General features: G+C 43.5%; 20 protein-coding genes. 17 read left to right on the top strand and 3 right to left on the bottom strand.

Features of this window, described 5'->3' with window-relative positions:
- Nucleotides 1–726: 726 nt before the first annotated feature.
- The 4 genes from thrS (at nucleotide 727) to rnr (ending at nucleotide 7181) form a co-directional block, all read left to right on the top strand.
- Complete coding sequence (gene thrS, locus QO189_RS12820) at nucleotides 727–2661, top strand: threonine--tRNA ligase (protein WP_371533018.1); 1935 nt, start codon at nucleotides 727–729, stop codon at nucleotides 2659–2661.
- 23 nt (nucleotides 2662–2684) lie between these two features.
- A complete protein-coding gene (gene infC / locus QO189_RS12825; protein ID WP_057762155.1) occupies nucleotides 2685–3188 on the top strand; it encodes a translation initiation factor IF-3 in 504 nt (167 codons plus the stop codon).
- 334 nt (nucleotides 3189–3522) lie between these two features.
- Nucleotides 3523–4767: a toxic anion resistance protein gene (locus tag QO189_RS12830; protein ID WP_371533019.1), complete on the top strand. Its 1245-nt coding sequence runs from the start codon at nucleotides 3523–3525 to the stop codon at nucleotides 4765–4767.
- 137 nt (nucleotides 4768–4904) lie between these two features.
- Nucleotides 4905–7181 (top strand): ribonuclease R, encoded by a 2277-nt coding sequence (rnr, locus tag QO189_RS12835; protein ID WP_371533020.1) that lies wholly within the window; start codon nucleotides 4905–4907, stop codon nucleotides 7179–7181.
- 93 nt (nucleotides 7182–7274) lie between these two features.
- Here rnr and QO189_RS12840 read toward each other — a convergent pair whose 3' ends face one another.
- The 3 genes from QO189_RS12840 to hisA form a co-directional block, all read right to left on the bottom strand.
- Nucleotides 7275–7574: a hypothetical protein gene (locus QO189_RS12840; RefSeq protein ID WP_371533021.1), complete on the bottom strand. Its 300-nt coding sequence runs from the start codon at nucleotides 7572–7574 to the stop codon at nucleotides 7275–7277.
- Nucleotides 7575–7655: 81 nt separating this feature from the next.
- Nucleotides 7656–9284 (bottom strand): mechanosensitive ion channel domain-containing protein, encoded by a 1629-nt coding sequence (locus QO189_RS12845; RefSeq protein ID WP_371533022.1) that lies wholly within the window; start codon nucleotides 9282–9284, stop codon nucleotides 7656–7658.
- A 75-nt stretch (nucleotides 9285–9359) separates the two neighbouring features.
- Nucleotides 9360–10097, bottom strand: a complete 738-nt coding sequence (hisA, locus tag QO189_RS12850; protein WP_371533023.1) for a 1-(5-phosphoribosyl)-5-[(5-phosphoribosylamino)methylideneamino]imidazole-4-carboxamide isomerase — start codon at nucleotides 10095–10097, stop codon at nucleotides 9360–9362.
- Between the two features lie 1085 nt (nucleotides 10098–11182).
- Here hisA and QO189_RS12855 point away from each other — a divergent pair.
- From QO189_RS12855 to QO189_RS12915, 13 genes are all read left to right on the top strand, one after another.
- Nucleotides 11183–12535 carry a Na(+)-translocating NADH-quinone reductase subunit A gene (locus QO189_RS12855; protein WP_371533024.1) on the top strand — a complete coding sequence of 451 codons (1353 nt, stop codon included), beginning with the start codon at nucleotides 11183–11185 and terminating at the stop codon, nucleotides 12533–12535.
- A 5-nt stretch (nucleotides 12536–12540) separates the two neighbouring features.
- Entirely contained in the window at nucleotides 12541–13776 is a 1236-nt protein-coding gene (locus QO189_RS12860; RefSeq protein ID WP_371533025.1) for an NADH:ubiquinone reductase (Na(+)-transporting) subunit B, read from the top strand.
- Nucleotides 13757–14659, top strand: coding sequence for a Na(+)-translocating NADH-quinone reductase subunit C (locus tag QO189_RS12865; RefSeq protein WP_371533026.1), 903 nt, complete (start codon nucleotides 13757–13759; stop codon nucleotides 14657–14659). The genes QO189_RS12860 and QO189_RS12865 overlap by 20 nt, the downstream gene beginning before the upstream one ends.
- Before the next feature lies 1 nt (nucleotide 14660).
- A complete protein-coding gene (locus tag QO189_RS12870; RefSeq protein ID WP_201602231.1) occupies nucleotides 14661–15332 on the top strand; it encodes an NADH:ubiquinone reductase (Na(+)-transporting) subunit D in 672 nt (223 codons plus the stop codon).
- A complete protein-coding gene (gene nqrE, locus QO189_RS12875) occupies nucleotides 15332–15940 on the top strand; it encodes an NADH:ubiquinone reductase (Na(+)-transporting) subunit E (protein WP_075107228.1) in 609 nt (202 codons plus the stop codon). Before QO189_RS12870 ends, nqrE begins: the two co-directional genes overlap by 1 nt.
- A 122-nt stretch (nucleotides 15941–16062) precedes the next feature.
- The gene (nqrF, locus tag QO189_RS12880; protein ID WP_371533027.1) at nucleotides 16063–17298 is read left to right on the top strand and encodes an NADH:ubiquinone reductase (Na(+)-transporting) subunit F; all 1236 of its coding nucleotides are present in this window, start codon (nucleotides 16063–16065) and stop codon (nucleotides 17296–17298) included.
- Nucleotides 17299–17465: 167 nt separating this feature from the next.
- Entirely contained in the window at nucleotides 17466–18266 is an 801-nt protein-coding gene (locus tag QO189_RS12885; protein WP_371533028.1) for an SDR family NAD(P)-dependent oxidoreductase, read from the top strand.
- Between the two features lie 150 nt (nucleotides 18267–18416).
- Nucleotides 18417–19580 carry an FAD:protein FMN transferase gene (locus tag QO189_RS12890; protein WP_371533029.1) on the top strand — a complete coding sequence of 388 codons (1164 nt, stop codon included), beginning with the start codon at nucleotides 18417–18419 and terminating at the stop codon, nucleotides 19578–19580.
- 144 nt (nucleotides 19581–19724) lie between these two features.
- The gene (gene nqrM, locus QO189_RS12895) at nucleotides 19725–19970 is read left to right on the top strand and encodes a (Na+)-NQR maturation NqrM (RefSeq protein ID WP_238035777.1); all 246 of its coding nucleotides are present in this window, start codon (nucleotides 19725–19727) and stop codon (nucleotides 19968–19970) included.
- 330 nt (nucleotides 19971–20300) lie between these two features.
- Nucleotides 20301–21515 (top strand): CynX/NimT family MFS transporter, encoded by a 1215-nt coding sequence (locus QO189_RS12900; protein ID WP_371533030.1) that lies wholly within the window; start codon nucleotides 20301–20303, stop codon nucleotides 21513–21515.
- 134 nt (nucleotides 21516–21649) lie between these two features.
- Nucleotides 21650–22489, top strand: a complete 840-nt coding sequence (locus tag QO189_RS12905) for an arylesterase (protein ID WP_371533031.1) — start codon at nucleotides 21650–21652, stop codon at nucleotides 22487–22489.
- A 25-nt stretch (nucleotides 22490–22514) separates the two neighbouring features.
- Nucleotides 22515–23234 carry an ABC transporter ATP-binding protein gene (locus QO189_RS12910; protein ID WP_371533032.1) on the top strand — a complete coding sequence of 240 codons (720 nt, stop codon included), beginning with the start codon at nucleotides 22515–22517 and terminating at the stop codon, nucleotides 23232–23234.
- A gap of 52 nt (nucleotides 23235–23286) precedes the next feature.
- The gene (locus tag QO189_RS12915) at nucleotides 23287–23955 is read left to right on the top strand and encodes a hypothetical protein (protein WP_371533033.1); all 669 of its coding nucleotides are present in this window, start codon (nucleotides 23287–23289) and stop codon (nucleotides 23953–23955) included.
- The last annotated feature ends 1 nt before the right edge of the window (nucleotide 23956 follow it).

Below are 23956 nucleotides of genomic sequence, written 5' to 3' on the forward strand. Positions count from 1 at the left end.
AACAGGTTAACCGCGTTATCAATGTGTAATCTACACATCTCTCACTGCCAGTCCGTCTGATGAGGGCGTATTATAGAGGGTTTAATTTTTGTGTCAACCTGTTTTATTAATGTTTTTAATCTTATTTTAGTAGAATATGAAAATGGTAATTCTTTCAATGGGTTGGGATTGGCTCCTTTAAAAAGATAATAGAAGCGTGCTTTAATTGATAGTTTTATCAGATATGTATTGCCGTTTATTATCTTTGAATTATCTTCTACCTCTTTTAAGGCACTCCTACTCATACCTCCAATATTGAGATTACTACAAACATCACTACATATAAGGTCAATCGCCAAGCTTCATATAGTTTTGCCAACATTCTATTTTGAAATGTTCAAAAATAACTTTCGCAGGTTATTTCTTATTGAGATTAAGGCTCTATCCCATGATATCTAGTGTTGGTAGACGGTTTTTGCTATAATCACCCTTTTATTACATTACTTATTTTTACTGATTATCTATATTAGATAGATGACAAGGTTCTGTCTATGATGTCGGTATTGGTTTGATACTCTTGAATAACCAATAAAACCCACAATATATAGCAGTACAAAGTAGTAGCAAGTAATGTGTCACTCTCACTATATATCACAACGATTAGATATAATTGATGCGGTCTCACGGTTATATGATTGATTGTTGCAATCATCACTGCCAACGGACCCAATAACAGGCGAATAGATTATGGTAGCGATTACTTTACCCGATGGTAGCGTGAAAAACTTCGAAGGTCATACAACAGTCATGGAAGTGGCGCAAAGTATTGGGACAGGGCTCGCTAAAGCGACAGTTGCTGGACGTGTCAATGGTCATCTAGTAGATGCGCACGATCCTATCGTCGCTGATGCCAACGTTGAAATCGTAACGCCAAAAGATGACGATGGTGTTGATATCATTCGTCACTCATGCGCTCACTTATTAGGTCATGCGGTTAAACAGCTATATCCTGATGTGAAGATGGTCATCGGTCCTGTTATTGATGATGGTTTTTACTACGATATCTTTAGTGAAACGCCATTTACGCCTGAGCATATGGACGCGATTGAAAAACGTATGATGGAGCTTATCAAGCAAGATTATGACGTTATTAAAAAAATGACGCCACGTGCCGAAGCGATCGAGATCTTTGAATCACGTAATGAAGACTATAAGTTAAAACTAATTAATGATATGCCAGGTGAAGAAGCCTTTGGTCTGTATCATCATCAAGAATACGTCGACATGTGCCGTGGCCCTCACGTACCAAACACTCGCTTTTTGAAAGTGTTCAAACTGACTAAAATGTCAGGTGCTTATTGGCGCGGCGATGCGAAAAATGAACAATTACAGCGTATCTATGGTACTGCGTGGGCTGATAAGAAACAGTTAAAAGCTTATATCCAACGTATCGAAGAAGCAGAAAAACGTGACCATCGTAAAATTGGTAAAGCGCTGAACCTATTTCATATGCAAGAGCAAGCCCCAGGTATGGTGTTCTGGCATGCTAATGGTTGGACGATTTATCAAGTACTTGAGCAGTATATGCGTAAAGTACAATACGACAATGGCTACGAAGAGATTAAGACACCTCAAATCGTTGATCGCAGTTTGTGGGAGCGCTCAGGACATTGGGGCAACTACGCAACCAATATGTTCACCACCTCTAGTGAGAACCGTGATTATGCAGTAAAACCAATGAACTGCCCTTGCCACGTGCAAGTGTTCAACCAAGGCTTAAAGTCTTACCGTGACTTGCCCCTACGTATGGCAGAGTTTGGTTCTTGTCATCGTAACGAGCCATCAGGTTCACTGCATGGTTTGATGCGCGTACGTGGTTTTACTCAAGATGATGCGCATATCTTCTGTACGCAAGCGCAAATTCAACAAGAAGTTGCTGACTTTATTAAGCTAACGCTTGCTGTTTATGAAGACTTTGGCTTTGATAACATTATTATGAAGCTATCTACTCGTCCTGAAAAACGTGTTGGTAGTGACGAGTCTTGGGATTTTGCAGAAAAGGCTCTCGCAGATGCGCTTGATAGCTCAGGCCTAGACTGGGATTATCTACCTGGTGAAGGTGCATTCTACGGTCCAAAGATTGAGTTCAGTCTAAAAGACTCGTTAGGACGTATTTGGCAGTGCGGTACCATTCAGGTTGATCCAAACATGCCTGAGCGTCTCGATGCTGAGTTCGTCAATGAGCAGAACGATCGCGAAGCGCCTATCATGTTGCACCGTGCAATCTTAGGGTCATTTGAGCGCTTCATTGGTATTTTGATCGAAAACTATGCTGGTTGGATGCCAGTATGGCTAGCACCGCAGCAAGTTGTGGTCATGAATATCACAGATAAACAGGCTGATGCATGCGAAAACGTGGTTAGTGAGCTTAAAAATGCAGGTTTGCGCGCTATTAGCGACTTGCGTAACGAAAAGATTGGATTTAAGATACGAGAGAAAACATTAGAACGTATTCCCTATATGCTAGTATTAGGGGATAAAGAAGTGGAATCGGGCAGTGTCAACGTCCGAACTCGCGAAGGTGAGAACCTTGGCGTGATGAGTGTTTCTGAATTTATTACATTAGTACAGACCGCTGTCAGTAAAAAAGGCCGACAGACCCCAAAAACAGATGAGGAGTAATACCTATTAAACAGTCCAACCGTTTGAACATCAACGAAGATATCAACGTCAAAGAAGTCCGTCTCGTCAAAGAAGATGGCGAGCAAATGGGTGTGGTTGATATCGCAACCGCGATGAAAGCGGCACGTGATGAAAACCTAGATTTGGTTGAATTAGTTCCTGAAGCTAAGCCGCCAGTATGTAAGATCATGGATTATAAACATTTCCTCTATGATCAAAAGCAAAAGGCTAAAGAAGCTAAGAAAAACCAAAAGCAGACTCAGCTCAAAGAGATGAAGCTACGTCCTAGTACCGAAGAGGCCGATTATCAGGTTAAACTGAGAAAAATCGTGAGCTTCTTGGAAGATCAAGACAAAGTTAAAATTAGCATCCGTTTCCGCGGGCGTGAAATGGCGCACCAAGACATCGGTCGCAAACAACTTGATCGTATCATTGAAGATACTGCTGATATCTCAAACGTCGAACAATATCCTAAGATGGAAGGTCGTCAAATGGGTATGTTGCTCGGACCTACAAAGAAAAAGTAATCTGTTCATTGGATTACTTTGAGTAGTGGCTGTTAGTCCATATAGCTATTTATAACTCTAACCATCAATATGCTACGGGATATTGATGGTTTTTTATTATTTGAACTGATTGCTGTCTCTTTTAAATGTATTTAGCCAGATATAATTGGCTGACGCTATTTTACAAAATCTACCTTCTCAACCATTTGATTACGCGGTAGTCTAAAGGTCTGTTTTATATTTGCTAATCAGCATTTATCAAAATTTTTAGTCAGTGTATAACAATAACGTATATCGCGACCGTTAGAGTCACGGATAAAACACACTACTTTTAGCCGACATCAAAGGAAATTTCATGCAAGAATTGACGCCACCAGAAAACGCCACAACTCCTAGTATCTCTCTCACAGCGCCTGAACCTGTCAAAGAAATACAAAAAAGTGAAGCCGATCAAATGGTCAAGTTGGATGAAAGCCAAATTCCAGAACTCGATGCCAAGGTTGATGCATTTGTCGATCACGTGATTACTAACTCGGTGCATAGCCCAGAGTTTCAGCAAAACGTTCAATCTATTCATAATTTGGGTACGAAAGAAATTCGTGAGTCAGCGCAAGTCTCTAATCGGATGTTGGAGCTACCGGCCAAAAGCCTCAATGACAGTTTGTTTGATAACTCCCCTATCGCTAAGTCTTTAACTGAGCTGCGTGGTATTGTCGAAGATCTAGATCCTAGTAAAAAAGAGCTAACTAGCTCACGTAAGCTGTTCGGTCTGATCCCATTCGGTAATAAGGTACAAGATTATTTCCGTCAATACGAGTCAGCACAATCGCATATTAATGCCGTTGTCACCAGTCTCTACAATGGTAAAGATGAATTGCTCAAAGACAATGCGATGATCGAGCAAGAGAAAGTCAATATGTGGGAGTTGATGCAGTCTATTCGCCAATATGTCTATGTTGGTAAGAAGATTGATGAGCAGCTAGAGCAAAAAGTTTATGCGATAGAGGCAACAGATCCTGAGAAAGCACGCATTATTAAAGAAGAGATGTTGTTTTACGTCCGTCAAAAAAATACCGACTTCTTGACTCAGTTAGCAGTGAATGTACAAGGTTATCTAGCGCTCGATACCATTCGCCGTAATAACTTAGAGCTGATAAAAGGGGTTGATCGTGCAACCACGACCACCGTTTCTGCTTTACGTACAGCGGTTGTCGTAGCTCAAGCAATGACCAATCAAAAACTGGTACTTGATCAGATTACGGCATTGAATAAAACCACGAGTAGCTTGATTGAATCGACCTCTGCCATGCTCAAACGTCAGTCAGGTGAGATTCATGAGCAGGCGACCAGTAGTAGCATTGAGCTTGATAAATTGCAAAACGCCTTTAATAATGTCTATGACACCATGGATATGATCAGTAATTATAAAATCGAAGCACTAGAAAATATGAAGCAAACGGTTAATACCTTGACCACTGAAGTAGATAAAGCACAAAAATACTTGGATAAATCAAATCAAACCACGGTGCTAGAAGTGTCGAAAGAGCTTGATAGCAAAAAGATCACCAATCAATCAAACAGTATTGATATCGACATTTGATTTGTTCACATAGCAGTCATTAAAACTGACTGCTTCCTGCTACCGAGGACACATAAGACAATTGACGCAAGATATTGCGCTGTCGTTCGTGTTAAGATAGTCCCTATTAATAATTTTAAAAATAGATACGGTAATTTATGAGTTGGAATGATCCAAACGCCTCGAGTGAGGCAAAAAAATATGACAACCCGATTCCTAGTCGTGAGCTGATACTCAGCACGATTAATGAGCATGGGGAAGTCACGCATCAACAATTGGCAAAAGCCTTTAATATTGATGATCCTGACCAATTTGACGCTTTGGGCAATCGCTTGAAGGCAATGGCACGTGATGGACAAGTGAACCGCGAAGGCCGTCCTTATCGCTATCGCACGGTCACCAAGCAAGACATCGTCACAGGCACCGTATCTGCACATCCAAAAGGTTTTGGTTTTGTGGTGCTAAGTGATATGCCAGATTTGTTTTTGCATGAAAAGCAAATGCGCTGGGTATTCAATGGCGATACAGTAGCAGCTGTCGGCACCTCGACAGACAATCGCGGTCGTACCGAAGGCCGTATTGTTGACGTGGTCGAGCGCCGCCAAAATAACTTCATCGGTACGCTTGCGCGTGATGAAGACGGCTATTGTGTTGAGCTTGGCAGTCCAAACAATCATCAACCGATTACCGTCACTGATGATAACGTACAGGCATTGAATGCTAAACAAGGCGCGCCCGTTAAAGTAGACATCATTGACTGGCCAAACCAACATGAATTTGGTACGGGTAAAATCACTGAAGTGTTGTCTGATGACAACGACCGTGAATTGATTATTGAGACGACCCTTCTCAACTATGATATTCCTTCTGAATTCAGTGAAGCGGCACTCAAGCAAGCTGCTGATTATCAAGAACCGACTGAAAATGACATAAAAGGTCGCACAGATTTGCGTCATCTGCCACTTGTCACTATCGATGGTGAAGATGCACGTGATTTTGATGATGCCGTATTTGCTGAGAAGCGCTCAGGTGGTAACTACCGTGTCGTGGTTGCGATTGCGGATGTCAGCTACTACGTCACGCCCAACTCACCACTCGACCAAGATGCCTATGAGCGCGGTACCTCGGTATACTTCCCGCATCGCGTGATTCCGATGTTGCCTGAAGTGCTCTCTAACGGTTTATGTTCATTGAACCCTAATCTAGATCGCTTATGTATGGTTGCTGATATCAAAATATCGCGCGCAGGCAAGGTCACAGGATATGAGTTTTATCCGTCAGTGATACACTCGCAAGCACGCTTAACTTACAACCAAGTGAACGACTATCTTGCCAATCCAAATGATAAGAGGCTTCCTAAGTCATTAACGGGTAATAAAGACGTCAAAAAATCCATTGATACGTTGTACCAGCTTTATGAGCTACTGCTTAAGAAGCGTGAAGAACGTCATGCAATGGAATTTGAAACGGTTGAAACGTACATTAAATTCAACGAAAAAGGTGGCATTGACGCTATTTTACCGCGCACTCGTGGTGACTCTCAGAAGCTGATTGAAGAATGTATGCTCCTCGCTAATACCTGCGCAGCCAACTTTGCGCTTAAGCATGAGCTACCAGTCTTATATCGTAACCATGATAAGCCTGATAATGAGAAGTCGATGCGTATCCACGAATATGCAAAAAACTTCGGTTTACCTTTCCCAGAAGAGAATCCGACACAAGCGGACTATCAGCGCATTATCGAAGCGACTAAAGACCGACCAGATGCGATCAGCATCCATAGCATGCTATTGCGTTCAATGATGCAAGCAAACTATGCGCCTGACAATATTGGTCACTTTGGCTTGGCTTATGATGAATACAGTCACTTTACCTCGCCGATTCGCCGTTACCCAGATTTGATGTTGCATCGCGGTATTAAAGCTCAAGTAACGAATAGCAAGCAGCCTGTTATGGACTTCTCTCTTGATGGTGCCGGTACACAGACGTCAGATACAGAGCGCCGTGCGGAAAAAGCATCGCGCTATGTAGAGTCTTGGCTCAAATGCCACTACATGACCGATCATGTTGGCGAAGAGTTCGAAGGGGTTGTGACCTCAGTCACTAACTTTGGTCTATTTGTCACCTTGACTGACTTATACATTGATGGTCTAGTACATATCTCGAATGTTGGTGATGACTTCTTCGTTTATGATGAGCAGCAACAGCAGCTCATCGGTAAAGACAAAGGCACGCTCTTTGGACTAGGTGATTTGGTCAAGGTACAGGTTGCTGGCGTCAACATGGACTTGCTGCAAATTGACTTTGATTTAAAAGAAAAACTGCAGTCTAGTGCCATGAATCAGACAAAAAAGCAGCCTGCTAAAAAAGAGCAGCCTAAGAAAAGCCCTGCGAAGAGAAGTAATAACCGTAGAGGATCTAGCAAAAAAAGCTAATCTGAAACCGTAGTAACATAAATAAAAAGGGCTAACGATAACGTTGGCCCTTTTTTATGCTTTGTTATTTATAATTTTAGGTTAAATATTTTCTTACTGTGCATCACTCATTTGATCCAAACGATCTTGTTCAGATTGCTGTGCCTGGTCAATTTTATTAGTTGCATCATCTAAAATGGCTTTTGGCTGTTCGCCAAGTGGTTTGCTGGCAATATTTGCAGAGCTATTCTTAGAGCTATCTGCATCAGATACAGCTGCTGTAGGCTGTTCAGAGGCTACACTGCTAATAGCAACCTCTCTATTTTTCTCATGACTATTGCCATTAATGATATTAAAACCAAGCAATGCCACGATACCGATTACGGCGAATATGATTAGATGCTTCATTTCCATAAAAAATCTCGACTTTGATTGATTACCAAATACGAGTTTCATTGCACTTTTTGTGCCGACTTTTAAGCCTGCTATCTCTTACTATTCTTGTGGACTATTATTATTAAGTAAATCCGTTTCATCTGAGCTTTGAGCAATCTCTTGCTCGACCTTTTCCATCAGCTTGTCATCAGGGCGGGCATCGAGGACCTCATCAGCATTACGGCCTTGCAAAATAACTTTGGCTCGCGCCTTCGCTTGCTTTTTATCTTTATCATCAATAGGATTCTCATTATCTTGATGGGTCACAGTAGGCTCAGGTGTGGTTGAGGTTATCGTCACATCAGCTTTGTCGCTACCAGCACTGCTCTGCATATACTCAAAAGCTTTCTCTAATTTGTCATTAAACCGCAAACGATAAATGGGTTCAGGCAAGCTAAAGCCTTCGTTTTCTAATGCATGTTTGGTCTCGCGAATGGCAATACTACGCGCTTTGGCAAAATCTGTCTCTGATTGATCTACCCAAACCTGAAACTCTAAAACAATATTAGAGTCACCGACATTGATAATGACGGCAATCGCTTTAGGCTCATCCAATACAAATGCTAACGTACCTATTGCATCCAGTCCTACTTTGATGGCTGCTAATGGATCATCATTCGCATCAACGCCTAATTCAAAAGTAAAGCGGCGCTCGGGATTTTTAGTGTAGTTTAAAATGGTACCTTTAAAGACTTCAGCATTAGGAATACGCAACTGATTGCCATCTAATGTCATCAGTATCGTCGCACGTGAGGTCAGACGAACGACAATGCCCTCTTGCCCATTAATGACCACCTGATCACGTGCACGAAATGGCTGACGAATACTCAGCATTAGGGAGGCGATATAGTTTTCGATAGTGTCTTTGACTGCAAAACCAACGGCAATACCGATGACACCAGCACCGCCAAGCAGAGTGCCTAAAATTGTCTCCGCCCCGATGAGACTCAGCCCTAAGATAAGACCAAAAATAATAAAAATGACTTTGACCGTTTGTGACAGCAGCTCGGCGACAAAAGGATTGGGCGTTAGGCGCTGCCACATTCTCTTGCGATTAGATAACCAACTGCCAAACCATGTCACCAATGCAAAGATAACGATGCCGACTAGCAGTAAAGGTAACGCCTTCACGAGGTTTTCTAATTGCGCTTTTAGACCTTGATAAACCGTCGAGACATTCTCTTGAACATCCAACGTTCGATTGATATTGTCATCAACCGTGACAACATCTGTCAAACGGTTGGTCAGATTGATGGCTTGCTGTGCTTTTTTTTCGTTGGCGGTCTCCCCTGTTAGGGTGACGACGCCTTGGCTAACACTGACATTGACGGCCTGCAACCCTTCAATTTCAGAAAAAATACCATTGATACGCTGACGGATTTCATTGTCTTTTTGCGGGGTGGGTGTGGTTTCAATTTGACCATTATTGGTGCTCTCGCCACTGATTACTGGTGGCGGGGCGGGTGTCGGTAATGAGGTGGCAGGTTCTGATGCTTCCTCGTCTGGCGCAGGATCACTATCAGGTGTTGTCTCTTCTGCACTCTCCACACCTAGCGCTGTTGCAATACCAGAGAGCTCTTCACCAGCAGCGTAGGCGGGCCATGTACAAACAATGCTTAACAGCAACAGCATTTGACCCCACGCTGTTATAAAACGGCGTATCATTGGACGGTCAAAATAAGTGGCCATAAGCATCCTTTGCTTTTTTAAATATTTTATATCATTCAAATTTTCACTGGTGATTAGCTATCTGACTTTCTTTATTTAGCTATCTAAGTAACGTTGTGCTTCGCTCAAGTTCAGCGTGCCTTCATAAATAGCACGACCAGTGATGATACCTTCGATACAATCACCATAAGGCCTTAACAGCTCGATGTCTTTCATGTCAGTCACGCCGCCTGAAGCAATCACGGGTAGACCGCCTTCGCGAGCCAAGTTGACGGTTTGTTCAACATTGACGCCTTGCATCATGCCATCACGGGCAATATCAGTATACACAATAGAAGAAACACCCACATCAGCGAAGCGCTTGGCAAGCTCGGTTGCCTTGGTATCGGTAACATTGGCCCAACCATGAGTGGCTACCATACCGTCTTTGGCATCGATACCAACGATAATGTGTCCTGCAAATTCACGGCAAGCTTCTGCAACAAAATCCGGATCTTCAACGGCTTTTGTACCAATAATAATGTAGGTCAGACCGGCAGTAATGTATTGCTCAATAGTATTCATATTACGCACGCCGCCACCTAATTGAATAGGCAGGTTCGGATATGCTTTGGTAATATCATTGACCACTTGTCTGTGTACTGGCACGCCATCAAAAGCACCATTCAAATCGACCAAATGTAGACGACGTGCGCCCTCATCTACCCAACGTGCAGCCATAGCGACTGGGTCATCAGAAAACACCGTATCATCTTCCATACGACCTTGTTTTAAACGTACACATTTACCATCTTTTAAATCAATGGCCGGGATAATGACAGGCACAGCACACATATAGCATTCCTTATAAAGCACAATATTGGCAATAAATTTAGTAAATTACATTGTTGAGAATGAAACGATATTAGAGAATCAAACAACGATAGAAAACACCACGCAAACGCGGCATAAATTATAGACAGATTCAAAAAACCAAATAAAATTGGTCAGAAATCTGCTCAAATAGAGATAGGATACAATCGAAACCAAACAATCATAACCATAAGTTGTAGTACGTAGAATCACCACCAACATTCGTTAAATTCTATTACTGACTGGCAATTTTAGGTCAATTTAGCGTATAATCCTAGGTAAATTTTTATTTGTTTCTATGTGATAGTAACCAGGTGTTACGCTTTTTGTTGAGTCGTTATTGCTTAGTAGCATATCGAGGCGATTCAGATACAATGAGCAATGGCTAAATATATCTGTATGATATTAACTGATATTTTGCCAAAAAGGGTTATAATAGAAATCTAATCTGGTAGCTTGTATACCACCGATTCTGCAGTCTTAAGCCCCATTGGTTGCCTTTTAAATCCCTATCACGAGCTAACAATATTAGAACAGTTATGACTAGAGTTATAGCAGCTCACAATAATGATGTGATGCTTGCTTATCTAGGTTGCCTTTTAGCCAGTTTGTCATCTACTTCAATAGATCGTTATTTGGTCACACTTCTAAAAAATTGCGTATTTTTAAATGATACTGATTGGATAAAAGTGGCCCATCATACTGGTGTTACAAGTTTTTAATTTCAATGAAACGTGTGATAAGGCTGTTATTTTCAAAGTAATCTCTTTTGGCAGTGTGCTTTTGGTGATTGATTTTGATTCGATAGTTTTAGCATACACCTTGGTAGCCAGTCGCCACTTTGGTAATTCGAATAAGACATTAACGTGTTGTTAAGGAGTCTAAGGTCAGCGTTAATACTCTTAATAGTAGTTATGGTCATGTATTGTCCTCACAAAGCTTTCATCGCTATTTCAATATAGAAGTAGATGATTGAAGGCTTTATTGAGTGATATAAATGTTCATACTACCGATGTACCAAACAGGACGTCTGGTATCGTTTTAGACTATGGACTAAGTTTTCGCTTATGATTACCATCAAAAAAGGTTTGGATTTGCCCATCACCGGTGAACCCTCCCGCGAGATATCTGAGCACCAACCGACACATGTAGCACTTGTTGGCTATGACTACGTGGGCATGAAGCCTACGATGAATGTCAAAGAAGGTGACATCGTAGCAAAAGGTCAGCCCGTTTTTGAAGACAAAAAACGTGTTGGCGTCATCTACACTGCACCTGCTGCTGGTAAGGTCGTCGCGATTAAACGCGGTGAGCGCCGAGTGTTTGAAAGTCTTGTGATCGCGGTCGACCCAAAAGGTGAAGAAATAGACTTTGAGCGCTATGACTCACAGCAGCTTGCTGACCTAGACTCTGAAGTCGTTGAAACCCAACTGATTGCCTCTGGCGAATGGACTGCGTTTCGTACGCGCCCCTACAGCCGTGCACCAGAAATTGGTGCTCGTCCACACGCTATCTTTGTCACAGCAATGGATACCAATCCATTAGCCCTTGACCCAATGCTGGTGATCAATGAGCAGCTACAAGCGTTCAATGATGGTCTTGCTGTACTTTCGACACTAACGCCAAAGACTTTTGTCTGCCATCATGGCGATGCACAGCTGACGCCAGTTGCAAAAACTGCGGCTAATAATGTCACTGAGTATCACGCCTTTGCTGGTAAACATCCAGCAGGTCTTGCTGGTACGCACATTCACTTTTTGCATCCAATCATGCGCGGTGTGTCCGTATGGACGATTGGATATCAAGACGTGATTGCAATTGGTAAACTGTTCACGACTGGACATCTGTATACACGCCGTATGCTAAGCTTAGCTGGCCCTGCGGTTACCAAGCCACATTTGGTTGCGACCGAGCGCGGTGCTGATATTACGGCATTGACTAAAGGTCAACTAGCGGCAGGCGAGAACCGTATTATCTCAGGTTCAGTTTTGTCTGGTCGTAAAGTGTTTGACAATATCGCCTATCTTGGTCGTTTTCATAATCAGATCAGTGTACTGACTGAAGGCCATGAGCGCCCAGCGTTCCACTTCTTTAGCCCAGGAAAAAACCGCTTCTCAAAACTGCCTATCTATATTTCGCAGTTCTTTGGTGGCAAAAAATACAATTTCACCACGACAAGTAACGGCTCACCTCGCGCCATGGTACCAATCGGTGTCTATGAAGAAGTCATGCCTCAAGATTATCTACCGACCCAACTGTTACGTGCTTTGATTGTCGAAGACATCTTAAGCGCCACTGATTTGGGTGCACTTGAGTTGGACGAAGAAGATTTGGCACTATGCACCTTTGTATCTCCTGGCAAATATGAGTTCGGTGATATTTTGCGTGATAACTTAACGCGCATTGAGCTGGAGGGCTAACCACGATGAAATTTTTACACAATATGTTCGATCGTATGGAGCCATCTTTCACTAAAGACGGCAAACACGAAAAGTACTACGCTATTTTTGAGATGTTTGATACGTTCTTACGTCAACCAGACTCAACCACCTATGCGTCATCGCATGTGCGTGATGGTATTGATCTAAAACGTATTATGATTACGGTATGGTTATGTACGTTCCCAGCAATGTTTTGGGGTATGTACAATATCGGTCATCAAGCACTAACTGCTATCGCACAGCTCGGCTTGCAGCCTGACGGCTGGCGTACAGTTATCACTAGCATGGCAGGCTATAACCCAGACAGTATCTGGGCCAGCTTTGTCTACGGAGCCATGCAATTTTTGCCGATTTATATCGTGACGTTTGCGGTTGGTATTCTCTGTGAGATTATCTTTGCCGTTGTCCGCGGGCACGAAGTCAACGAAGGTTTCTTTGTGACGTCAGTTCTATTTGCATTATGTCTACCACCTGATATTCCATTATGGCAAGTTGCCCTAGGTATTATCTTTGGTGTGGTTGTTGCAAAAGAAGTGTTCGGTGGTACTGGTAAAAACTTCTTGAACCCTGCCCTATCGGGTCGTGCATTTCTATATTTTGCTTATCCAGCGTATATGTCTGGTGACTCAGTATGGACGGCAGTAGATGGATTCTCAGGCGCGACGCCGCTTGGCCTTGCAGCCCTTGGGGTGGTTCCTCAGGACTTCGTCGATGTCTATGGTAATGCGATCACGTGGAGTGATGCATTCTTAGGTAACATGCAAGGTAGTATCGGTGAAGTATCGACGCTAGCTATCCTAATGGGTGCTGCGGTGTTGCTTTGGACGCGTATTGCTTCTTGGCGCATCATGGCAGGTTGTGTGGTTGGTCTGATCGCCACATCTCTTGTGTTCAATATGGTTGGCTCTGACGACAATATGATGATGAGCTTGCCGTTCTACTGGCACTTAGTGATCGGTGGTTTCGCTTTCGGTGCTGTGTTTATGGCAACCGATCCAGTTTCAGCTGCGCATACTAATAAAGGCCGCTGGGCTTACGGTATTTTGATTGGTTTTATGACCGTATTGATTCGTGTCATTAACCCGGCTTTCCCAGAAGGCATCATGCTGGCCATTTTGTTTGCCAACTTATTTGCTCCACTGTTTGATTATTTTGTGACCCAAGCAAACATCAAACGCCAAACCGCTCGGAGGGTTCGTTATGTCCAAGCCCAAAAGTAATAACGCAAAAACCATTAGTGTGGCTTTGATGCTGTGCTTGGTGTGTTCCGTATTGGTCTCGGCAGCTGCCGTTGGCCTAAAGCCAGCACAAGTCGAAAATGCGCGCTTAGATCGTAACAAAAACATTTTGGTTGCGGCTGACATGTACGATGCTGAATCTGATACAGCAGATGATGTTGCCGAACGTTTTAAAGACTTTGATGTCAAAATCATTGATCTAAATAAAGGCAACTACCTTGATGACGATGAGTTAAAAACGGCTGGTATTCCTGATCGTAATGCTTATGACGCTAGTCAAGCGACAAAAAACCAAGCCTTAAGTGAAGACTTGGGTGACAATGATCCTGCTGGTATTGGCCGCAAGCCAAAATATGCTAAAGTCTATGTCAAAGAAGATGACGCGGGTAAGCCTGATCTGATCGTTTTGCCAATTCAAGGCTATGGACTTTGGGGTACGATCTATGGTTTCTTGACGCTTGAGAGCGACATGAATACTATCAAAGGTATCAGTTTTTATGAGCATAAAGAAACCCCGGGTCTTGGCGCTCGTATCGAAGAGCCAGAGTGGCGCGCAAAGTGGAACGGTATCCACTCTTATGATGACAGTGGCGACGTTGCCACGGGTGTAACCAAAGCCGGTAATTCAAAAGACAACTGGGTTGATGGCATCAGCGGTGCAACACTAACTAGCCGCGGCGTGAGCAACATGATTCAGTTTTGGTTAGGTGAGCAAGGCTACAAGCCTTATCTAGATATGCTACGTGAACAGAGCGGCCAGACACTTGATAATGCAGACACACAAGCAAATCAATCAAAGTCGGCAGCTCAACCTAAAACCGAATTGGCAGCCACGCTACCAGTAGCAAACGGCAAGGAGGCATAACATGGCTGATACTAAAAGTATTTTAACCACGCCTATTTTTGACAATAACCCCATTGGTCTACAGATTCTCGGTATCTGTTCGGCGTTGGCGGTCACAACGAGTATGGCAAATGCCATGGTCATGTGTGTGGCATTGACATTGGTGACGGCGTTCTCAAGCTTCTTTATCTCTGTCATTCGTAAAAAGATTCCATCGAGCATCCGTATTATCGTACAGATGACGATTATTGCATCATTGGTTATCTTAGTTGATCAGGTACTAAAAGCGGTCGCTTATGATGTGAGTAAAGGTCTGTCGGTCTTTGTTGGTCTGATCATCACTAACTGTATCGTTATGGGCCGTGCTGAAGCATTTGCGATGAGCAACCCGCCAATTCCAAGCTTCTTAGATGGTATTGGTAACGGTCTTGGTTACTCAGCGGTCTTGTTATTCGTTGCTACCATTCGTGAGCTGTTAGGCGCAGGTACTTGGTTTGGTATCACTATCCTACAGCCAGTTACTGATGGCGGTTGGTATATACCGAATGGCTTATTGCTGTTGCCACCATCAGCGTTTTTCATTATTGCTTTGTTTATCGCAATCGTCCGTATCTGGAAACCAGAGCAAGTGGAAGAAGCTGAGTTTGTAATGAAGCCGCAGTCTAAAGGCATGGCACATGGAGGCGGTCACTAATGGGACATTATATTAGTTTATTTATAACCTCAGTCTTTATTGAGAACATGGCACTTGCCTACTTCTTAGGCATGTGTACTTTTTTGGCCGTATCCAAAAAAGTCTCAACGGCTATTGGTCTAGGGGTTGCTGTGATTGTCGTGATGGCAATCACGGTTCCGCTAAACAACTTGCTATTCCAGTTCATCCTAAAAGATGGTGCGCTGGCATGGGCAGGCTTTCCTGATATTGATTTGAGCTTTTTAGGATTGCTCAGTTATATTGGTTTGATTGCTGCCACCGTACAGATTCTAGAGATGTTCTTAGACAAGTTTGTACCAAGTCTTTATAACGCGCTTGGGGTATTCTTACCACTGATCACTGTAAACTGTGCCATCTTAGGTGGTGTACTATTTATGGTAGAGCGTGACTATAACTTTGGTGAGTCTGTCGTCTATGGTGTGGGTGCAGGCTTCGGTTGGGCACTTGCTATTACTGCATTGGCAGGTATTCGTGAAAAGCTCAAATACTCAGACATTCCAGCGCCATTGCGCGGTCTTGGTATTACCTTTCTCACGGTTGGTCTTATGTCGCTCGGCTTTATGTCGTTCGGTGGTATGTCCATCTAAACTACTAAGCTCAAAGCTTCTATTAGCTATTTGATCTATTTAATTCATTTATTCGGTAAGGGTTCGGACACAGCTTAAAACATGTCTTCGCACCCCTACCCCATAGATTAAGGATACCTACCATGGATTACGCTACGGCGATTGGTGGCGTTGCTATGTTTACCTTGATCATCATGGGCCTCGTCGCTATTATTTTGGCGGCGCGCTCAAGACTGGTCAGTTCAGGCGATGTTACTATCCATATTAATGATAATCCCGATAATGACGTGGTGACACCAGCAGGCGGTAAACTACTGCAAACGCTAGCGGGCGAAGGCATCTTTTTGTCTTCAGCGTGTGGTGGCGGTGGTACTTGTGCGCAGTGTCGTTGCCGCGTTATTGAAGGTGGTGGTTCTATTTTGCCCACCGAAGAAGGCTACTTTACTCAAGGCGAGATCCGCAATCACATGCGCTTGGCTTGTCAGGTAGCTGTTAAGCAAGACATGAAAATTGAGATTGATCCTGAGTTCTTTGATGTACAGAAATGGGAATGTGAGGTTGTCTCTAATGACAACGTTGCGACTTTCATTAAAGAGCTGGTACTAAAAATTCCAGAAGGCGAAGAAGTAAACTTCCGCGCTGGTGGTTATGTACAGCTTGAAGCGCCGCCGCATGAAGTACATTATAAAGACTTTGTGATTGACGAAGAGTATAGAGAAGACTGGGAGAAATTCGGTATCTTCAACTATGTCTCGAAAGTTGATGAACCTGTTATCCGTGCTTACTCGATGGCTAACTACCCTGAAGAGAAAGGTCTGATCAAGTTCAACATTCGTATCGCAAGTCCACCGCCACGTGGTGGTGATGGCATCCCGCCAGGCAAAATGTCTTCATGGGTATTTAGCTTGGTACCTGGCGACAAAGTGACGGTTTCGGGTCCTTACGGTGAGTTCTTTGCCAAGAAGACCGAAGCTGAAATGATCTTTGTCGGTGGTGGTGCTGGTATGGCTCCGATGCGCTCGCATATCTTTGATCAGCTCAAACGCTTGAACACTGATCGTAAGATTAGCTTCTGGTACGGTGCTCGCTCAATTCGTGAGATGTTCTACGTTGAAGACTATGACCAACTAGAAGAAGAGTTTGATAACTTTGAGTGGCATGTGGCATTGTCTGACCCATTACCAGAAGATAACTGGGAAGGTCCGACTGGCTTTATCCATAATGTATTGCTCGAAAACTATTTGAAAGATCATCCAAATCCAGAAGACTGTGAATACTACATGTGTGGGCCACCGATGATGAACGCTGCTGTCATCGACATGCTACACAGCATGGGCGTAGAAGACGAAAACATCATGCTTGATGACTTCGGTGGTTAAGTTAGCTAGATACACTCAAAAGCATACGAAAAAAGAGTCTCAATTGAGGCTCTTTTTTTTGTGTGATTTTTAGCAACCATTGTGATTCCTTAGACTACAAATCTAACTAGTAGATTAGCTTTGCTATCCTATATCATGAACGCTCTAAATATTAAGAAAGGACGCTTATGAAAACGAAATACAAAGATCTGACCATTTGGATCACTGGTGCCTCTAGTGGTATTGGGCAAGCATTGGCGATTGCCTTTGCCAAGCGTGGTGCTAGAATTATTCTTAGTGGCCGTAATAACGAAAAACTAGAAGCCGTCAAAAAAAGCTGCAAGCGTGCGAACAGGCATATCGTCATTCCGTTTGATATCAGTGACGCTACTCAAGCAAAAGCAGCCTATGACAATGCCAAAGCTCAGGCAGGAACAATCGATTGGCTCATCAATAACGCTGGTATTAGTCAACGCTCACTCATCATGGAGACAGATGAAGACGTCGAGCGTCAGATCATGGAGATAGACTACTTTGCACAGACGCGTCTGACGAGACTGGTATTGCCAGACATGATTGCACAAGGCGGTGGCAAAATCGTCATGGTATCAAGTGTGGCAGGTTTATTAGGTACGCAATATCGCGGCGCTTACGGGGCAGCTAAAGCCGCACTGCATATGTGGGCAAACAGCTTACGTGCTGAACTGTATGACCAAGGCATAGAAGTGGCAACGATATTCCCAGGATTTATCCAGACCAACATCTCTATTAATGCTTTAACAGGTGACGGCAGCGCCCAAGGAACGATGGATGAGGCAACTAATAAAGGTCTCACGGCAACTGAGTTTGCAAAGCAAGTAGTGAAGGCACTCACAAAAGGTGAGGAATACATCATTGTCGCGGGGAGCAAAGAGAAACTGGCCACTAGGGTCAATCGAGTATCGCCGCCAAAGCTGTATAAGTTAATACGTAAATCACAAGTAAAATAGCTTGGTTTGTAGTAGCCTAGTATGCAGTAGCTTGCCATACAGTAGATTGTCACTGAACATTGCCATCGTTGGTATTTCTAGGGTCAAGGGGTGTAAAATAAGCAGACTTGTTTTACACCCTATTCATTTCTACGTCATACCGAAGATCTTATGAAAAATACCCTATACTTATACTGCTCAGCTCCCAAAATCACTCTAAATACCGCTCTACTTAGTGTCGTTGGTCTTGTCAGCGGCCTAAGCCTCAGTGCTTGCCAACAAACACCAGATTATAACTATCTGACTGGTGAAACGATGGGGACAAGCTACCATATCAGTTATCAGCTCCCTGACAATGCAGACGAAGCAGCCATACAAGCGTCAATTGATGAACGCTTGAAACAGATTAACGACAGCATGTCGACCTATCAGAGCGACTCGACCATCTCTAAATTTAATCGGTTGGATAAAAACACGCCGATTACCATCGACGCTGATTTTAGTCGAGTGCTGGATGTGTCAAAGATTGTCTACGAGCAATCTGGTGGTGCGTTTGATCCTACCGTTATGCCTTTAGTAGAGACTTGGGGTTTTGGCAGCACCATGACAGTCGAGCGTCTACAGAGCCCGCCTACAGCGCTAGAGATTGCTCAAGCAAAAGCACTGGTAGACTTTGAGAGCATCGTAAAAAAAGACCAAACGGTATCCAAAACTAAAAACGGCGTCGAGCTTGATTTTTCTGCCGTTGCCAAAGGGTATGGGGTTGATGTCATTGCTGACGTACTCAGAGAGGAATATCAAATCCGCAATTATATGGTTGAGATTGGCGGTGAAATTTCGACGTCTGGCGTTAACAATCAACAGCAGCCATGGCAAATTGCGATTGACGCCCCTATTGAAGGCAGCACTGTCAGCGAGCGCCAAACGATATCTGCGATTCGTCAACCAAAAAACACGGCTAGCCAAATGCATCTGGCAACCTCTGGAAATTATCGCAACTCCGTCATATTTGATGGTAAACGCTATAGCCATACCATCGATCCGACCACTGGCAAACCTATTGCGGGCGGTGCGCCCTCAGTCACGGTAGCAGCTGATTCAGTTGCATTAGCTGATGCATGGGCGACAGCGCTGACAGCGATGCCTTATCACAAAGCACTAGATGTCGCTAAAGCCCAAAACTTGGCTGCTATGTTTGTAGTATTGGCTGACGATGTAAAAGCAGACGGGCCTGAGAGTAATGTTTCTGATGATGTGTCTGATGATAATATCGATGACTGGCAAGTAATACAGACACCAGCGATGCAAGCATTACGCGCTGATAAAAAGCCCTAGTAAGTTTCTGGCATTGAAACAAGAGAATACGATAACCCGCAACGAGCGACACCAAAATTTGCTATACTATTAGTTAGTTGCCATGAAAAGTACATCGTTATCACTAACAGCAACTGCCCCACTTTTGACAATGAGGTTTCCTCTATGCTTAGCCAATTGCTTCCCATGCTTGCCATTACCTTTACGGTGTTTATCCTATTTTTCATTTTTATGGGCATCGGTTATATGGTCAAAAAAAAGCCGCTTAAAGGCTCTTGTGGTGGTGTTGCCAAATTGATGGGTGATGAGCAGTGCTCATTTTGTGGCGATGATCCCAACAAGTGCGACTCATTGATGGCAGAACAACAAGAAAACGCGTTAAGAGCTGCACAACTCGGTAAATCTGTGTAAAAACTCATTGGTTACCATACGCGGGTAGTATTTACCTAACATCTGTTCGTATAATAGCGTCAAGTCATTCAAAGTGACTTGGCGCTATTTTTATATCGCCATCTCTTATTATTCCTATTTAGACACTTTCTACTTAGATATTTTCTATTTAAAAAATTGGCCAGCAGACATATCTGTTTTGCCCTCTGCAAATTTTTAGTTCTGATTGACGTTATTGATTACCGTTTAGGTACGTGTCTGAGTAAATGATCTTTGGTGTTGTTTTACAAGCGACGATTTTTCGGCGCTGTTTTATAACGTGTCCTTTTTCCCTGTTATCGTTGTGCTGCTATGTCTGCCTCATCCAATCTGCCTTCATCACGTTTCACCTTTTGGTTAGTGCTATGTGCCATGATTTTGCTAGCGACCAATATGCGCGCCCCTATCGTTGCGCTGGGCGCTATCGCGCCAGTGGTAAAAGAAGCACTCAGTATCTCGGAGATACAGATTGGCTGGCTAGGCGCTGTGCCGATGCTGGGTTTTGCCCTTGGTGCGCTGATCTCACCAGCCATTGGTAAGCGCTTCGGGCTTGAGAATACGCTGATTGCTATGATCGCGCTATTAACCACTGGCATGATTTTGCGTACCGTTATCCCGACGTGGACTGGGTTTTTAATCGGTACTTTATTGTTGACCCTAGCAATCGGCTTTGCTAATACACTGGCCGCGCCTGTCATTAAGCAACGTACTCCGCAACATATTCCGCTGATTACGGGTTTGTTTAGCTTAACAATGACAGTGACCGCTGGGATAGTCTCAGGCATCGTCCTCCCTTTGTCTGAGCAAGTAGGCTGGCAATGGGCGCTGGGTGGTTGGACGATTTTGGGTATTTTTGCGTTATTGATTTGGTTATTTTTGCGTGTGCGTTTAGGCTCATCAAATCACCAACTTGTTATCTCTACAGATTCAGATGCCTCTGATATCTCTATGTGGCGAACGACGTTTGCTTGGCAAATTGCTGTCTTTATGGGGCTGCAATCGTTACTGTTTTATACCGTTGCCAGTTTTTTGCCCTCTATTTTGGTTAGTAAAGGGCTATCTGCCGTGAGCGCTGGACAAATGGGCTCTATGTTTCAGTTTATGGCACCCATCTCTATTTTGAGTCTGACTTGGCTGATCAATCGTGGTCGTCCTATTCAAGCACTCGCTGTGTTTGCCGCTGTGCTCAACGTTATTGGTGTGTTGGGTATCAGCTATCTATCCACTGAGTTGGCGTGGCTATGGTCAGCCATGATGGGGATTGGTTGCTCAGCGATTTTTACCTTGAGTATGATGTTGTTTTCGTTACGGACGTATACCACCAATCAATCAAGTGAGCTGTCTGGTATGGCACAAGCCGTCGGTTATTTGATTGCCTTTTTTGGGCCGCTTGGCACAGGCTGGCTCCATGAATCGACTGATAGCTGGGGTCTGCCACTTTTTATTATGCTGGTACTCATGATTGCAAACGTGGTGATTGCTTGGCTCGTCAGTCGTCCAGTGATGGTTGATGGTAAATACATTTGATTTCACACTTTTGACTTCTATAAGCTTTTGACTTCTAACGCGTAATAAAGCTGTCTTTAAATTAACCTTAGGGCAATATTGGTCGCTGTCTTATTTTGCTACACTGGTTTGATTGCATATAGGACATAACCCCCATGATGAATTTATCCTCTCGTTTTGCTCAGCGTTTGCCTGCTATCGTCATACTCACAGCCGTAATGGTCATCAGTGGCTGTCAAAAAGATGCCGAACCTACAGCGCCGACTGACACGCAGAATACCGAAACAACTAACAATCAAGCTGATACTGCGTCCGTAACCACTAAGGCCGCAGCACCCGCCGATCAACAAGTCAATTCGTCACCAATCACTATCTTAGCGCTTGGCGACTCACTGACAGAAGGTCTTGGGGTTGATAAAAATGATAACTACCCTGCGCAGTTAGAAGATCGTCTGCAAGAGATGGGCTATGACAACGCCAAGGTGATCAACTCAGGGCTGAGCGGTGAAACCAGCACGGGTCTGGTCAATCGCTTAGATTGGGTGCTACAAACCAAACCTGATGTAACGATTTTGACCATTGGTGCTAACGATGCCATACGTGGTATCGACGTGGCGACAATTGAAGCCAATATTCGTACGGCGGTTAAACGTCTACAAGACAATGGTAGTGTCGTTATTTTGGGCGGGATGTCGATCTATGACAATTTAGGTAGTGACTATGTTGCGGCATTCTCAGAGATTTATCCTCGCGTCGCGAAAGACATGAACGTGACCCTTATTCCTTTCTTTTTAGAGGGTGTGGGCGGTGATCGCGCGCTCAACCAAGCCGATGCGATTCATCCGACGAAGGAAGGCTACACGATTATCGTCAATGACAATATCTTGCCTATTCTAGAGCCTAAATTAAATGAGTTAAAAACAACCGATACAGAGAATACGACTGAAACAGTTCAAGCCGAAACGACAAAAAATACGCCAAATGAGACTACTTAACGAGACCATTTAACGAGACTATGTAATGACATCATCACCTTCGATTGCCGCATCCACGCTACAAGCAGACGCTAAGACACAAGCCCTACTGACCGCCTCACAGTTAAATAAAACGGTGCAAGTCGGTGAGCAAAAATTATCTATCATCAAGGACGTAGATATTTATGTCAACGCTGGCGAGTTTGTGGTCATCATGGGCAAATCAGGCTCGGGTAAATCCACCTTACTAGGATTGCTCGCGGCATTAGACTATCCTGATAGCGGTACGGTATCACTGGCAAATCAAACGCTTAGCAGTCTGGATGAAGATGCGCTAGCAGTGATACGTCAACAGGACATGGGCTTTGTCTTTCAGTCATTTCATCTACTCCCCACACTGACCGTCGCCGAAAATATCGCCTTTCCTCTTGATATCGCAAGGCGCCCAAATCCAGCACGAGTCAACGAGCTGATAGATGCGGTTGATTTGGGTCATAGGCGTCATAGCTTACCCAATCAACTATCTGGTGGTGAGCAGCAGCGTACAGCAGTGGCACGAGCGTTGGTCTCTCATCCTAAGATTGTATTTGCTGATGAGCCAACGGGTAACTTAGACGAGCAAAATGCCGATCAAGTCATGCAATTGTTATTAGACTTACGCCAGCAGGTTGGCTCGGCACTGGTGGTGGTGACTCACGATCCTGCACTTGCCGAGATGGCAGATCGCGTTATTACCATGCATGATGGGCGGATTGTACCGACATGAATGAAAATTCAGTCTTTATTCTTAAATACTCTAACTCCATAAGGTTGACTCAATGGGAGCTTTTGAGATAGAAAACGTGGCAAAAGACTTACTTGCTGGAAAGTTCACTTTTGAGACCGAAGATTATAGCCAAGCAATTAATCAGTTGATTTCGATCTATAAATTAGATAACGCGCTTTATTATTTAAAACAGATGACTGACTCAGATGATTATTCCATTACTTTTGCACTCTCTTTTGTATTAGAGCATTATTCAAAACCTTTCATCGATGCCAACAGAGACGAGATAAGTCAGCTTACTCTACAAGCAATAAGTAAAGGCTATTTGAGAGCAAATAATTATTTTCTATACCCTTTGACGTACTTTATGGAAAATGATGATGAGTACCTTTGTTTTTTAGACTTACTAGAGAATGAGCAAAATACACTACAAAATGATGTATTAAGATATCTACATTACTTTGATACTCACAAATATGAAAAGTTGAACCACCTCAGTAAGCAGCTAGATTTTTCTTTGTTCTATAATTTACCTAGCAAAATAAATAAACACTGGTTTGAGCAACAAACGAAAGGTAAGTCTCTCCTTTACCATAAGGTAGTAGCTAGCGCAGTATATAAGACGGTCAAAGATAAAAAATTCGTTCATTCATTAACTGATATGACAGATGCAGAGTTGTTTGACTTTATCTATATCTGGTTACCTGATGATACATTCTAAA

It is taken from the genome of Psychrobacter sp. Arc29, assembly GCF_041431175.1.
Classification (GTDB): Bacteria; Pseudomonadota; Gammaproteobacteria; order Pseudomonadales; family Moraxellaceae; genus Psychrobacter.

Bases quoted from the DNA above. Each gene is read 5' to 3' on its own strand.
- thrS (WP_371533018.1), top strand. From the start codon at position 727: ATGGTAGCGATTACTTTACCCGATGGTAGCGTGAAAAACTTCGAAGGT.
- QO189_RS12830 (WP_371533019.1), top strand. From the start codon at position 3,523: ATGCAAGAATTGACGCCACCAGAAAACGCCACAACTCCTAGTATCTCT.
- rnr (WP_371533020.1), top strand. From the start codon at position 4,905: ATGAGTTGGAATGATCCAAACGCCTCGAGTGAGGCAAAAAAATATGAC.
- QO189_RS12840 (WP_371533021.1), bottom strand. From the start codon at position 7,574: ATGGAAATGAAGCATCTAATCATATTCGCCGTAATCGGTATCGTGGCA.
- QO189_RS12845 (WP_371533022.1), bottom strand. From the start codon at position 9,284: ATGGCCACTTATTTTGACCGTCCAATGATACGCCGTTTTATAACAGCG.
- hisA (WP_371533023.1), bottom strand. From the start codon at position 10,097: ATGTGTGCTGTGCCTGTCATTATCCCGGCCATTGATTTAAAAGATGGT.
- QO189_RS12855 (WP_371533024.1), top strand. From the start codon at position 11,183: ATGATTACCATCAAAAAAGGTTTGGATTTGCCCATCACCGGTGAACCC.
- QO189_RS12860 (WP_371533025.1), top strand. From the start codon at position 12,541: ATGAAATTTTTACACAATATGTTCGATCGTATGGAGCCATCTTTCACT.
- QO189_RS12865 (WP_371533026.1), top strand. From the start codon at position 13,757: ATGTCCAAGCCCAAAAGTAATAACGCAAAAACCATTAGTGTGGCTTTG.
- QO189_RS12870 (WP_201602231.1), top strand. From the start codon at position 14,661: ATGGCTGATACTAAAAGTATTTTAACCACGCCTATTTTTGACAATAAC.
- nqrE (WP_075107228.1), top strand. From the start codon at position 15,332: ATGGGACATTATATTAGTTTATTTATAACCTCAGTCTTTATTGAGAAC.
- nqrF (WP_371533027.1), top strand. From the start codon at position 16,063: ATGGATTACGCTACGGCGATTGGTGGCGTTGCTATGTTTACCTTGATC.
- QO189_RS12885 (WP_371533028.1), top strand. From the start codon at position 17,466: ATGAAAACGAAATACAAAGATCTGACCATTTGGATCACTGGTGCCTCT.
- QO189_RS12890 (WP_371533029.1), top strand. From the start codon at position 18,417: ATGAAAAATACCCTATACTTATACTGCTCAGCTCCCAAAATCACTCTA.
- nqrM (WP_238035777.1), top strand. From the start codon at position 19,725: ATGCTTAGCCAATTGCTTCCCATGCTTGCCATTACCTTTACGGTGTTT.
- QO189_RS12900 (WP_371533030.1), top strand. From the start codon at position 20,301: ATGTCTGCCTCATCCAATCTGCCTTCATCACGTTTCACCTTTTGGTTA.
- QO189_RS12905 (WP_371533031.1), top strand. From the start codon at position 21,650: ATGATGAATTTATCCTCTCGTTTTGCTCAGCGTTTGCCTGCTATCGTC.
- QO189_RS12910 (WP_371533032.1), top strand. From the start codon at position 22,515: ATGACATCATCACCTTCGATTGCCGCATCCACGCTACAAGCAGACGCT.
- QO189_RS12915 (WP_371533033.1), top strand. From the start codon at position 23,287: ATGGGAGCTTTTGAGATAGAAAACGTGGCAAAAGACTTACTTGCTGGA.